Origin of the sequence: Stutzerimonas chloritidismutans, assembly GCF_051486945.1 — a bacterium.
Classification (GTDB): domain Bacteria; phylum Pseudomonadota; class Gammaproteobacteria; order Pseudomonadales; family Pseudomonadaceae; genus Stutzerimonas; species Stutzerimonas chloritidismutans_B.
In genome coordinates this window covers 408,478-420,780 of record NZ_JAHVDX010000001.1, presented here as the reverse complement: position 1 = coordinate 420,780, position 12,303 = coordinate 408,478, and the positions used below count along the sequence as shown (strand labels likewise).

11 protein-coding genes are annotated in these 12,303 nt (G+C 62.7%); 4 read left to right on the top strand and 7 right to left on the bottom strand.

Annotation, left to right across the window (positions count from 1 at the left end; translation table 11 throughout):
- Positions 1-3 precede the first annotated feature (3 nt).
- Both KXR72_RS01785 and KXR72_RS01780 read right to left on the bottom strand, forming a co-directional pair.
- Entirely contained in the window at positions 4-966 is a 963-nt protein-coding gene (locus tag KXR72_RS01785) for a YbgA family protein (protein ID WP_437419419.1), read from the bottom strand.
- Positions 967-1,095: 129 nt separating this feature from the next.
- Positions 1,096-1,311, bottom strand: coding sequence for a TIGR02450 family Trp-rich protein (locus tag KXR72_RS01780; protein WP_437419418.1), 216 nt, complete (start codon positions 1,309-1,311; stop codon positions 1,096-1,098).
- Positions 1,312-1,431: 120 nt separating this feature from the next.
- On the opposite strand from KXR72_RS01780, the gene KXR72_RS01775 reads away from it, so the two are divergent.
- Together KXR72_RS01775 and hemH are read left to right on the top strand one after the other, a co-directional pair.
- Positions 1,432-2,343: a TIGR01777 family oxidoreductase gene (locus tag KXR72_RS01775; protein ID WP_437419417.1), complete on the top strand. Its 912-nt coding sequence runs from the start codon at positions 1,432-1,434 to the stop codon at positions 2,341-2,343.
- A 61-nt stretch (positions 2,344-2,404) separates the two neighbouring features.
- Entirely contained in the window at positions 2,405-3,430 is a 1,026-nt protein-coding gene (hemH, locus tag KXR72_RS01770) for a ferrochelatase (RefSeq protein WP_437419416.1), read from the top strand.
- A gap of 33 nt (positions 3,431-3,463) precedes the next feature.
- Here hemH and KXR72_RS01765 read toward each other — a convergent pair whose 3' ends face one another.
- From KXR72_RS01765 to KXR72_RS01745, 5 genes are all read right to left on the bottom strand, one after another.
- Positions 3,464-6,100, bottom strand: coding sequence for an EAL domain-containing protein (locus KXR72_RS01765; protein WP_437419415.1), 2,637 nt, complete (start codon positions 6,098-6,100; stop codon positions 3,464-3,466).
- Positions 6,101-6,420: 320 nt separating this feature from the next.
- Complete coding sequence (locus KXR72_RS01760) at positions 6,421-6,867, bottom strand: PAS domain-containing protein (protein WP_437419414.1); 447 nt, start codon at positions 6,865-6,867, stop codon at positions 6,421-6,423.
- A 106-nt stretch (positions 6,868-6,973) separates the two neighbouring features.
- The gene (gene folX / locus KXR72_RS01755) at positions 6,974-7,345 is read right to left on the bottom strand and encodes a dihydroneopterin triphosphate 2'-epimerase (protein WP_437420353.1); all 372 of its coding nucleotides are present in this window, start codon (positions 7,343-7,345) and stop codon (positions 6,974-6,976) included.
- On the bottom strand, positions 7,342-7,899 hold the full coding sequence (gene folE / locus KXR72_RS01750; protein WP_437419413.1) for a GTP cyclohydrolase I FolE: 558 nt from the start codon (positions 7,897-7,899) through the stop codon (positions 7,342-7,344). The genes folX and folE overlap by 4 nt, the downstream gene beginning before the upstream one ends.
- A 118-nt stretch (positions 7,900-8,017) precedes the next feature.
- Positions 8,018-8,413 carry a thiol-disulfide oxidoreductase DCC family protein gene (locus KXR72_RS01745; protein WP_437419412.1) on the bottom strand — a complete coding sequence of 132 codons (396 nt, stop codon included), beginning with the start codon at positions 8,411-8,413 and terminating at the stop codon, positions 8,018-8,020.
- A gap of 94 nt (positions 8,414-8,507) precedes the next feature.
- Between KXR72_RS01745 and KXR72_RS01740 the strand changes: the two genes are divergently transcribed.
- Positions 8,508-9,464 (top strand): MerR family transcriptional regulator, encoded by a 957-nt coding sequence (locus KXR72_RS01740; protein ID WP_437419411.1) that lies wholly within the window; start codon positions 8,508-8,510, stop codon positions 9,462-9,464.
- A gap of 71 nt (positions 9,465-9,535) precedes the next feature.
- Positions 9,536-12,067 carry a pyrroloquinoline quinone biosynthesis protein PqqF gene (pqqF, locus tag KXR72_RS01735; protein WP_437419410.1) on the top strand — a complete coding sequence of 844 codons (2,532 nt, stop codon included), beginning with the start codon at positions 9,536-9,538 and terminating at the stop codon, positions 12,065-12,067.
- The last annotated feature ends 236 nt before the right edge of the window (positions 12,068-12,303 follow it).

The window sequence follows — 12,303 nt, the reverse complement described above, 5'->3', positions numbered from 1 at the left end:
GGTTTAGATGCCGTTGCGCAGGCTGAGGTCTTCAGGGTGCGGTTGCAGGTAGGCCTGGTTCGCGATGTAGCGATCCGGGTGATGACGGAAGTGGTGTTTCAGCAGCGTCAGCGGCACGACCAGCGGTACGATGCCCTCGCGATACTGGCTGATCACGTGCTGCAGCTCTCGTTTGTCGTCGCCAGAAATATCGTCTTTCAGATAGCCACTTAGGTGCTGCAGCACGTTGGTATGGGTGCCGCGTGACGCGGTCTTCTTCAGCGCCATCATCAACTGGCTGAAATACTGCGGGGCAAATTCCTCAAGGGGCGTGTGACCGACGGTGGCGACCAGGCGGCCCAGATTTTTGTACTGCACCGGGTCATTGGCCATCAGTTGGTACTTGTACCGCGAGTGGAAATCGACAACCGCCTTGCGCGTAAGCCCTGCGGTGAGCAGGCGGTGCCAGTCGGCGTAGGCGAAAATGCGAGTCAGAAAATTCTCGCGGAGGACCGGGTCGTTCAAGCGGCCGTCCTCCTCGACGGGGAGGTCTGGCCGCGCCGTCATCAGTGCTTGTGCGAATACGCCGCTGGCGCCGCCTTTGACCGGGTGGCCGCTCTCCTGGTAGACCTTCACTCGCTCCATACCGCAGGAGGGCGACTTCTGCATTAACACGTAACCGCTGATGTCATGCAGCGCCTCGGCGACGTCCTCGCCGTAGGTCCGCAATGCATCGGTCACATCCAGCTCTGGCCGTACGCTACCGACTGCACGTGGCGAGACTGGATCACCCACCAACCGAATGGGTTCGCGCGGCGTACCTAGCCCGATCGCTACTTCGGGACAGATCGGTACGAACTCGAAGTGTTTCGCCAGCGTTTCGCTGCACAGCCGCGATTCCTTGTGACCTCCATTGAAACGTACCGGGCTACCGAGCAGGCAGGCGCTGATGCCGACTTTGATGGGCGTGCGAGCAGAGTTGGGCATAAGCGACCTCGTTGCGTCTTGTACAGCTTTGTAATTCCTGTACAACATGTCGCCATCATAGGATTGCGCTTGTACAAGTCAATAGCTGTTGTACAGCTTTGGCGACTGGCGGTCAGCATGCCAATGCGCTCAGCACCATCCCATGCGCCATACAGACGAATCGCGCAGGTCGCGCCAGTCCAGCCACTCGCTACGCTGGGTGTACACGGCTTGCAGTTCAACCTTCAACAGTACGCCCGCCTCATCGCGTAGCAGGTCGATGACGATGAAATGCTTTTCCTTCTGACGCGGTTGGACGGCTGTCCATTTGGACAAGTTGAGCTTGGCAGGGTTGAAACGGTTCATACGGACACCTGCAGTAGGGAACGCATTAGGCTAACCTTGCCACTAAAGCTGTACAACAATTGGTATCTGTATAGATGTATGATTCCGCAATGGTGCCATGCGGCATCAAGAGGGTGATCTATGAACATATTGCTGACCGGCGGCACCGGCCTTATCGGCCGGGCGTTGTGCCACAAGTGGGTTACGCAGGGGCATCAGCTGTGGGTCTGGAGTCGCTCGCCGGAGAAGGTTGCACGGCTCTGCGGGGAGCAGGTTCGAGGCGTCGCGTCGCTGGAGGAGCTCGATGCCGTGCCGCTCGATGCGGTCATCAACCTGGCCGGGGCGCCGATTGCCGACAGGCCCTGGACCGGGTCACGTCGCGAGCTGCTATGGAACAGCCGCGTAACCCTGACCGATACGCTCGTCGACTGGCTTGGTCAGCGCGCGCAAAAGCCGGCCGTGCTGGTTTCCGGCTCGGCGGTGGGCTGGTATGGCGACGGTGGTGACCGGCCGCTGAGCGAAGACGACGAGCCGGCCAGTGACGATTTCGCATCGCAGCTGTGCCAGGCTTGGGAAGCCAGCGCGACGCGAGCGGAGTCGCTGGGTATCAGGGTCGTGCGGGTACGTACAGGGTTGGTGCTTTCGCGTGAGGGTGGTTTCCTGCAGCGACTCAAGCCGCTGTTTGCATGCGGCCTCGGTGGTCGCCAGGGCGATGGGCGTCAATGGATGCCCTGGGTTCACATCGACGATCAGATCGACCTCATAGATTTTCTCTTGCAGCTCCCAGCGGCGACCGGCCCCTACAATGCCTGCGCACGGCAGCCGGTACGCAATGCAGCGTTCGCCAAGGCCTACGCCCGAAGCCTCGGCCGGCCCGCGTTCATGGTGGCGCCAGCGCCCATGCTTCGGCTGGCACTGGGCGAGCTGGCCGGGTTGATCCTCGGAGGGCAGAACGTCCATCCGGCCCGATTGCAGGCAGCCGGTTTCCAGTTCCGCTTTGCCACGCTGGATGCGGCATTGGCGGACCTGCGCAAGCCGCGGTCCGCTGTGTGAAAATACCGCGCCGGTTGCAGGAAGGGCCGGCCTCTTCAAACCGTAGTCAGGAAAGTCGTATATGACCGAGCAGGCGTTGTTGTTGGTCAATCTGGGTTCGCCCGCATCCACCGAAGTCGCCGACGTTCGCCGGTACCTCAACCAATTCCTGATGGACCCGTACGTGGTCGATCTGCCCTGGCCGCTTCGGCGCCTGTTGGTCTCGCTGATCCTGATCAAGCGTCCCGAGCAGTCAGCCCATGCCTACGCCTCGATCTGGTGGCCGGAAGGGTCGCCGCTCGTGGTGTTGAGCCGGCAGCTCACCGACGCGGTTCGCCCATATTGGCAGGAAGGCCCGGTCGAGCTGGCGATGCGCTATGGCGAACCGTCGATAGAAGGTGCGCTGGTGCGGTTCGCAGGCCAAGGCATTCGCCAGGTGACGCTGGCGCCGCTTTACCCTCAGTTCGCCGATAGCACCACCACCACTGCGATCGAGGAAGCGCGGCGGGTCATTCGTGAAAGGCGTCTGGACATCACGCTGTCGATCCTACAACCGTTCTACGGTCAGCCCGAATACCTCGATGCGCTCGTCGCCAGCGCTCAGCCCCATTTGGCGCAAGGTTTCGATCACCTGCTGCTCAGTTTCCATGGCTTGCCCGAGCGGCACTTGCACAAGACCGATCCCACGGGTTCGCACTGCCTCAAGGGTGATGACTGCTGCCAGCGGGCCGAGGGCGCCGTACTCGCCAGCTGCTACCGCGCGCAGTGCATTCAGAGCGCCGCAGCCTTCGCTGAGCGCGCGGGGTTGCGTCCCGATCAGTGGTCGGTGTCGTTCCAGTCGCGCCTGGGGCGGGCGAAGTGGATCGAGCCCTACACCGAGACCCGTCTCGACGAGCTGGCTGCAAGTGGCGTGAAAAAGTTGCTGGTGATGTGCCCGGCCTTCGTTTCCGATTGCATCGAGACGCTGGAGGAAATTGGCGACCGCGGCCGCGAGCAATTCATCGAAGCGGGAGGCGAGCAGTTACAGCTCGTGCCTTGCCTCAATACACATGAGCAGTGGGTGCAGGCGCTCGTGACATTGTGCCGGCGGGCGCCTTTGTCGCTGTAAGCCAGCATCGTGGCCTGGGCGGAGGCCCGACGCTCAGGCCACGACGGTGAATCGCAGCTGTTCGAACTGGGCCAGCGGTACCGGGCGGCTGAACAGATAACCCTGGAAGAGGTTGCAACCGTTGACGCCAAGCAGCTCCCGCTGCGCTTCGGTCTCCACCCCTTCGGCGATGACCTCGAGATTGAGCCCCGACGCAAGGGCGCAAGTGGCCCGCACAATCGTCTGGCTGCTGGTGTCCTCGACCAGCTGGCGGACAAAGGATTGGTCGATCTTCAACTGGTCGAGCGGCAAATGCTGTAGATAGGCCATCGACGAATAGCCGGTGCCGAAGTCGTCGATGGAGAAGCGGATACCGTGCGCTTTTAGCGTTTTCATGCGCAGGATGGCTTCGTCCATGTCATCGAGCAGGAGTGACTCGGTCAGCTCCAGCTTGAGAAGGTGCGGGTCGGCACCGGTTTGCTCCAGCAAATCGAGCAACCGCACTACGAAGTCGGATTGGTACAGCAGGTGCGCGCTGAGGTTGACCGCGAGGGTCAGGCAGCAGCGCTCCGGATGAGTACTCCAGGCGGCTAGCTGTTGGCAGGCCTGGCGCAGCACGACGAAGTCCAGCGCCTGGATCAACCCGGCGCGCTCAGCCGGGCCGATGAAGTGGGCAGGTGCCAGCAGGCCCCGTTGCGGATGTTGCCAGCGCACCAGCACTTCGGCGCCCACCAGGCTGCAATCAAGGCCAACCTGTGGCTGGAAATGGATCACGAACTCGCCGTGCTTCAGGCCGTGGCGTATCTCTTCTTCAAGCTTGAGCCGTTCCTGCACCGCCTGCTGCATACGGGGGTCGAAGAAGCGCAGGGCGTCGCGGCCGGCCTGCTTGGCCTCGTACATCGACATGTCGGCGCGCTTCATCAGCTCTTCGGCATCGCTGTCGTTCTCATCGAACAGGACGACGCCGATGCTGGCACTGCTGTGCAAGGTCAGCTCACCGAGCCGATAGGGATGTTTCAGGGACGAGAGGATCTTCTCGCTGACGTGCTCGGCCTGTGCCGCCGCATATTCGGGGTTGATGTCGAGGTCTTCCAGCATGACCACGAATTCGTCACCGCCCAAACGTGCCACGGTGTCGCTGCTGCGCACCTCCCGGCTCAGGCGCTCAGCGACGATGCAGAGCAGCTGGTCGCCAGCTTGATGGCCATGCAGGTCGTTGATGTTCTTGAAGTTGTCCAGATCGATGAACATGAGCGCGCCATAGCGCTGGCTGCGGCTGCAGCCCACCAAAGCCTGCTGCAGGCGGTCGATCAACAGCCGACGGTTGGGCAGGCCACTCAGCGCGTCATAGAACGCAAGGTTGTGGATGCGCTCTTCCGCGGCCTTGCGTTCGGTGATGTCGGTGAAGGCCGCCACGTAATGCGTCACCTGGCCCTGAGCGTCGAGCACCGTGCTGATCGTCAGCCATTCCGGATAGATCTCGCCGCTCTTGCGGCGGTTCCAAATTTCGCCTTGCCAGGCCCCGTTCTGCACGATGCTATGCCACATCTCTTGGTAGAACTCGCGCGTGTGGCGGCCTGAGGCGAGCAGGCGCGTATCCTGGCCGATGGCCTCGTCCGCGCTGTAGCCACTGATATCCGAGAATGCCTGGTTGACCCGCAGAATCCGGTTTTGCGCGTCGGTGATGATCATGCCTTGCTGGCATTCGAAGGCGATCGCGGCGATGCGGCGTTCCTGCTCGGCGCTGGCGCGTTCGGTGATGTCCCGGCTCAGGCAGACAACTGCCGGCTTGCTGGATTCGGCATGTGCCAGCCGATGGGCACGAGCCTCGAAAACGCGATTGCCGATGGGTGTTTGCAGCGAGTATTCGTGCACGGCAGCGCCATGGCCGTCGAGGGTGCCACGGATGAATGCCACGAAGCGACTGGCCTGGCGCTCCGGCAGGATGTCGGACAGGTTCTTGCCGACCAGTTCTTCAGCAGGCACGGTCAGCAGACCGGGATCGCTGGCGATTACTTCCAGATAGCGCCCGTCTTCGTCGAGCACAGCGAGCACATCCGGAACGGCCTGCGTAATGGCTCGCAGCCGGGCTTCGCTGAGATTCATGGCCCGTTCGATCTGGTCGCGGCGCAGGATGTCCGCCAGCAGTAGGCCAAGCACCACCACAGCGGGGGGCAATACCAGCAGCATCGGAACACCGACCAAGCTCAGTGTCGGCGGCGCCAGCCCGGCTGGTAGCAACCAAAGCGACGAAACCACCCCGACGTGAAGCAACAAACCGAATAGAAACAGTTGCCACGCGCCGACACCGATCGCGCCCCGGCGGTGCAGATGGCGGTAAACGAGGCCGAGCCCGATTGGCATGACGATATTGATCAGCCCGACCCAGACGCCAGCACCGCCCAGCCAGGCGCGGTAGCTGCCTGCGAGCAAGCCGGCAATGGCTGCCACCAGCGGCCCGCCGAACAGCGCGGCCGTGCTCAGGACCACCGAGCGCGCATCGAAGATGACCCCGGCTTCGGCAACGATCGGCATCATCATGCCGACAATGCAGGCACAGCCAAACCAGACGCCCGCCAGCGTTTGGGCGCGCGTTTGCTGGTTCTGGCCCCAATGCCGGGCACTGAAGGACAGCAGCCAGCAAAGCGCAAGCAACACCGCGGCGTTTTCCACGAAGGCGTAAGTGGTCAAGGGAAAGGCTTCCGGTCCAAGTGCCGTCCGGTGGCGGGTGTCAGTAGTGGCGGTTCGATATTATTCGCGTTTATGCCCAAATTGAGCAAATGCGCAATCGAGCCGGCCAGGTGACGGGTTGTGACAACAAGCGTATCGGCGAGGTAGGGAATCGCTTAAGCGAGGGGCGAAAAGAAAAGCGCGTTGAGCCTGGAAGCAGACGATGGGCGATCAGCTGCAGTATCGGTCTGCCCGGAGAAGGGTCGGCCTGATGCGGTGGTCGGCTGGGGCAGAGCGGCGCGAGATTTTCGTCGACCAGAGGCGTCAGTGCTGCAGCAAATTCAACCCTTGAGCGTGGCAAGTTCCGCCTTGAGTTGCTCGACCTCGGCTTCCAGCTCGCGCACACGCTGGCGTGCTTCGACCTCGGGCGTGACGTCCTTCTGGATGCCGATGAAGTAGGTGAGCTGGTCACCTTCATTGAACACAGGCGTGATCGACAGCTCGTTCCAGAAGGCGCTGCCGTCCTTGCGGTAGTTGCGGATGATCTGCCGGCAGGGCGTGTTGTTGCGCACGGCCTCACGAATCGCGGCAAGCCCGGGCTGGTTGCGGTCGTCCGCCTGCAAAAAGCGGCAGTCCTGGTAGAGGATGTCGTCGACCTGGTAGCCCGTCAGACGTTGGAATGCGGGATTGGCATAGATGAGGATGTTGTCCTCGCCTTCTTGTTCGGCAACCACGATTCCGTCGTTGGAGGCTTCGATTACCAGTTGCAGCAGCTTGGCATTGATCATCGGGGCGTCTCTTGGGCGTTTCGCGGCATTCTAGAACAAGTTCGACAGGCCGGGCACAGCGCTTTCGTTCGGGTGGCGGGCCGCCCAGATGAAGCTGGGCGGAAGGTCAGCGGCTGGCGCTCAGGGTGATGGATACCGACTCGGCGAAACGCAGGGCGTGTGGCTTGTCGACCTCGACACAGGCCTCGTGAACACTTGGCTCGCGCATCACCAGATCGAGCAGCTCCTGAGTCATGCGCTCGAGTAGGCTGAAACGGTTGTTTTCGACATGGGCGATCACGGCTTTGGTCAGGGTTCGGTAGTTCAGCGCGTCGTCGATATCGTTGCCAACCACCGCCTCGCGCGCCGGGTAGACAACCTCGATGTTGATGAGCACGTCTTGCTTGTTGCGGATTTCGTCGTCGTTGATCCCAACATAGGTGCGTAAACGCAGGTCCTTGACGCGAATCCGCGCCATGCCCGGTGCGAGGCCCATCAGCGAGCCTTCCCGATCAGCTGAAGAAATTCCATGCGCGTGGTGCATGACTCCCGGAACGTCCCGAGCATGACCGACGTGTTCATCACCGAGTTCTGCTTTTCGACGCCTCGCATCATCATGCACATGTGCTTGGCTTCGATCACCACAGCCACGCCGGCAGCGTGAGTCACTTCCTGGATGGCTTCGGCGATCTGCCGCGTCAGGTTTTCCTGGATCTGCAAGCGCCGCGCGTACATGTCCGCGATACGCGCAACCTTCGAAAGCCCGAGCACCTTGCCGGTGGGTATGTAGGCCACGTGAGCCTTGCCGATGAAGGGCAGCAGGTGGTGTTCGCACAACGAGTAAAGCTCGATGTCCTGCACGATGACCATCTCGTCGTTCGTAGAGGCGAATAGTGCGCCGTTGACGATGTCCTCGAGACGTTCGTTGTAACCCTTGCACAGGTACTGCATCGCCTTGGCGGCGCGCTTGGGGGTATCGACCAGGCCTTCGCGCGCTGGGTTTTCACCGAGCCCGACGAGAATGTGTTCGTAATGGTTGGACAGTTCGGTCATGGCGAGACCCTCAGGGGCCGGATCGCGGCTGAGGCGCGCTCGGCGATGGTTGGTTGTGCGAAAGTTATACTTTTAAATCATGCTGTACAAGAAAAGACTCGCGAGATCGGCGAGCCATTCACCGTTCGCAGCGGTCGTCACATCGGCGGCTGCCGTCAGGATGCGGCAGCCAGCTCAAATGAGGGCGAGCGAGGGCGAACAACCGGTAGGCAATCAGGAGAAAGGGGCGCAGCGGTCGCCAGCCGAGCGGCGCCGCCCAGGTATCCAGCCCCGCCGCACGCCAACTCCAATAGGTCGCGTCCAAGCCGGTCAGCCATTGCCCGTTGGCGCTACGGGCGTGCAGCCTGGCCCGTAGCGCTTCCGTTGATCGGCCTTCGACGGTGAAGTCCGGATCGCTGATGTCCAACAACCTGAGCCGGGTCGGATCGGCATGCCGGCGCAACCAGGCGATCTCACGCGCGCAGAGCGGGCAGGCACCATCCACGAACAGGGTCAAGGGGAGCGCGGGAACCATGTCGAACCTCTCGGTTTGTATAGCTTTTGTACAGCCTATGCCGGCAAGGCCTGGGTTACAATGCGCCGATTAATTCGCATGAGCTCTCTGCGTCATGACTGATTTCGCCCGTGCTTCCAAGCTGCTCGCCAACGAGTCCCTCAAGCAGGAAGAGCTGTTCCCGATTCGTGAAGTGTCGCGGCTGACCGGCGTCAATCCGGTCACTTTGCGTGCGTGGGAGCGGCGTTACGGTCTGATCCAGCCGACCCGAACCGAAAGTGGCCACAGGCTTTATTCGATGGCAGACATCGAAGCTGTGCGCAGCATCCTGGCCTGGACCGAACGCGGTGTGGCGGTCAGCAAGGTGGGTAGCATCCTTTCGCGCAATGCGGCAACACGGGCAAGTGCACCGCCAGAGCAGCAGGAAGCAGTTGCGGGCGAATGGGGCGAGTGGCAGGTGCAGGTACAGCACGCGGTGAGCAGTTTCGACGAGGTTCGCCTGGATCAGGTCTATGGCCAGATCTTCTCTACCTACCCGGTGCCCGTTGTGTTTCAGGAAGTGCTATTGCCGCTGTGGCAGCAATTGCTGTCGCGCCGCGACGAATTCGGGCGAAGCAGCGAGTGGTTGTTCCTCGATGCCTATCTGCGCGCTCGGGTGTTGCAGCGCCTGCAACTGTCACGCGGTCGAGCCGAGAAACGCGTGCTTCTTGCGGGGGTTCCGGGTCAGTGCCGTGAGCTCGAACTGCTGGTCGCCGGGCTGCTGCTCTCAAGCGAAAGCGTATCGGTGCATGCGCTGGCGGTCGGTCAGCCGCTCGATGAACTCACCTTGGTATGTGAAAAGGTGCAGCCGCAAGCGCTGGTGCTCTATTCCAACGTACCGCCGAATGCGCTGATCTTGCGCCAGCTTTCGCGACTGGCGCTTTCGCTCGATTGCCCGCTGGCGATGGCCGGCGAAGCGGCGGAATTTTCGGAGGAGGGGTTACGTGGCTCGCCGATCGCCTGCCTCGGTAATTCCGGCAAGCTGATGCAACGGCGGCTGATGCAATTTCTCTCGGGTCGCCTGGATACCTGACGCCCCGCAGGACCAATTGTGCAGCGGGGCGGTTGGCGCGATGCTGTCCGCTCACAGCCGAGCGTTTGCCCATGAGCCAACCGGAACATCGTCTTCATTGCCCTCCCCAGAACCAGCTGCCTCAGGGGCTGCGGGTGCGGATATTGCCCGCGCTAACCGGCGCGCAGGGCGCGGCGCTGGTACGTGTTCACGCCGGCTCGCACGATGCGCCTGCCGCCTATCCGGGGCTTGCACACTTTCTCGAGCACTTGCTGTTCCTGGGTAGTGCGCGTTATGGCGCGGCCGACGGATTGATGGCTTTCGTGCAGGGTGTTGGCGGCCAACTCAACGCCACGACCCGCGAGCGCCATACCGATTTTTTCTTCCAAGTACCCGCCCGGCATCTCGAACAGGCCTTGCTGCGCCTGCTCGACATGCTTGCGCAGCCAACGCTGGACATCGATGCCCAGCGCCGCGAGCGCGACGTGCTGCATGCTGAATTCCTTGCCCGCTCGCAGGACAGGGAAACGCTTTGCGACGCCGCGCTGGCAACGGCCATCGACCCAGCGCACCCGGCCGCGGGCTTCCATGCAGGCCACCGCGATACGCTTCCGGTGGATGAACCTGCCTTTCAGCAGGCCCTGCGCGGCTATCTAGATCGCTTCTACCGAACCGGGCAGATCGAGCTGCTGCTTGCTGGGCCGCAAGACCGGGTCGAGTTGCAGCGCCTGGCTGATATCGCCGAGGCCAGGCTGATACCAGGCCCAGCTGTGTCTCGAGTCGCGCCCGCTCTCACGCTCAGCGAGGATCGATGGCTGACCTTGCATCTTTCGAAGGACCAGCCGCGCTTGCTGCTCGGGTTCGTCGTGGATGGAGTCTCACCCTCGACCAGCGCACAGGATTACCTGGCCAGTTGGGTTGCGTCCGAAGCACCGAATGGGCTGTTGGCGCGCTTGCGTGACGCGAATCTATGCCAGGCCTTGTCGCTGCGAGTGCCGTACCGTTTCGACGGGCAGGGCCTGTTGGTCATCGAGGCTCTACTGACCGATGCCGGGCTGCGGCAACGTGCTGTTGTCGCCGGCGCGGTGGTCGATTGGTTGCGCTTTTTTATCACCCCGGGCTGCTGGCCGACGTGCAGCGGGGAATACCAGGCGGCAACGCATCGTTACCTCCTGGGCGCCGAGCCATTGCAGTTGCTCCGACATTGGGTCGAATCGGGCGCTTGGTCGCGGGATGCGACCCTGGCGCTTCAACCTGTGGTCCAACTCGTGCAGTGCATGCTGGCGAGCGATCCGGTGATCCTGACCGTCGCCGACGATGAGTTTGATCGGGGCGAGCCAGTCGAAACCCAGGGCTTTCCGCTGCGCATGGCGTGCGAGGCACCCGTGCCCTTGGCGATGCGGGACTGGGACTGGGACTGGCAGGTGCCACAGCCCAACCCTTGGCTGCTGCCGATCCAGCCGCTCGTTGCAGGCGATCAGCCGACCGATACGCTGCCACTGCGTACCTTCGGGCCTGTGAACGAAGCAGGGCAGGGTGCGCTGATGCTGCGCTGGTGCTTCACGACATCCCCAATCGCTGCTCACTGGCATGCGGTTGACCAGGCGCTGCGCAGCCGGGCTTGGGCGGCGCGGCAGGCGGGCGTAACGCTGGGGTTCGATAACCTGGGGCGCAGCTGGACGCTAAGCCTGCGGGGGTTCGCAGAAGCCGTTCCGGCCATCCTCAACGACCTGTCACCACTGCTCGGCCTGGCGAGCGAACGCGGTGTTGCGGACGCCATGCAGCACGCCCAACGGGCCGCGACCCTGGGCCAGGATGCGATGCTGTTGCGACAACTGCTCGACCGGCTGCCGGAAGCGGTCGGCCAAGCGGTCGGCCAAGATGTGCAACCTGTCGTTGCCGATGAGACTCGCCTGGACACGCCCTGGCGCAACGCCACGTGGGACGGGTTGGCCGTCGGCTTCTCGGATATTTGTTTGGCAACACTGCAGCCCATCATCCGGCGTCTGCCAGGTGAGCCGGCGAGCGGTGCAGTACCTCCGGCCGCGCCATTTCGGACGAATCGCTGGCTACATGTTCCAGGCCCGGCAGAAAGCGTTGAGGTGGCCTATGTGCTCTTTCGCCCGCTGCCAGATTTCGATGCGCCATCGGAAGCGGCATGGCGCATCCTTGGTCGGCTGCTGGAAGGTGCGTTCTTCCGCCGGGTGCGCGGCGAATTACAGTTGGGCTATGCGGTGCTCTGCCGCTTCGGGCAGTTCGCCGGGCAGGCCGGTGTGTTTTTCGCAGTGCAGTCACCCACGGCGGCGGCCACTGAAATCCATCATCAGGTCGAGAGGTTCATCGAGGCGTTCAGTCTCAGGCTGCGCGAGTGGCCATCGGACGACCTGGTAGCAATCGCTGGTGAGATGGCCGAGCAGCAGGGCGAAGCGCTCGCCGAACTACGCTGGCGCAGCGAACGAGCCTGGCAAGCCATGTTGGCCGGCCAGGCGCCGAATCACGTCGAAGCGGTCTCGGCTGCGATGGCTCGGCTGAGCCCGCAGGACCTGATTCACGCGCTGCAATCGCTGCGCGAGGCAGGGCGGCTGGTGCTGTCTACAGCGCCTCAGCCGACAGACTGGCACTAGCGCGCGCCCGCTCTAGCAAAAGCACTCTCCAATACTGCCCCCAGCCCGGGCGCCTGCCGCAGCGGACTGGCCCCGGTCGCACCCAAAGCGCAACGGCGTAATACCGAAGCGTTGCTTCCATAGGCGCCGCAGGCCCCTCGTTGGTAGGCGATACGACCACCACAGCCAAAGCAGTAGCAAAACGCCGCCATCGCAGCGTATGGCGGCGCAGGGGTGCTTTCGATAATCCGCCTCGA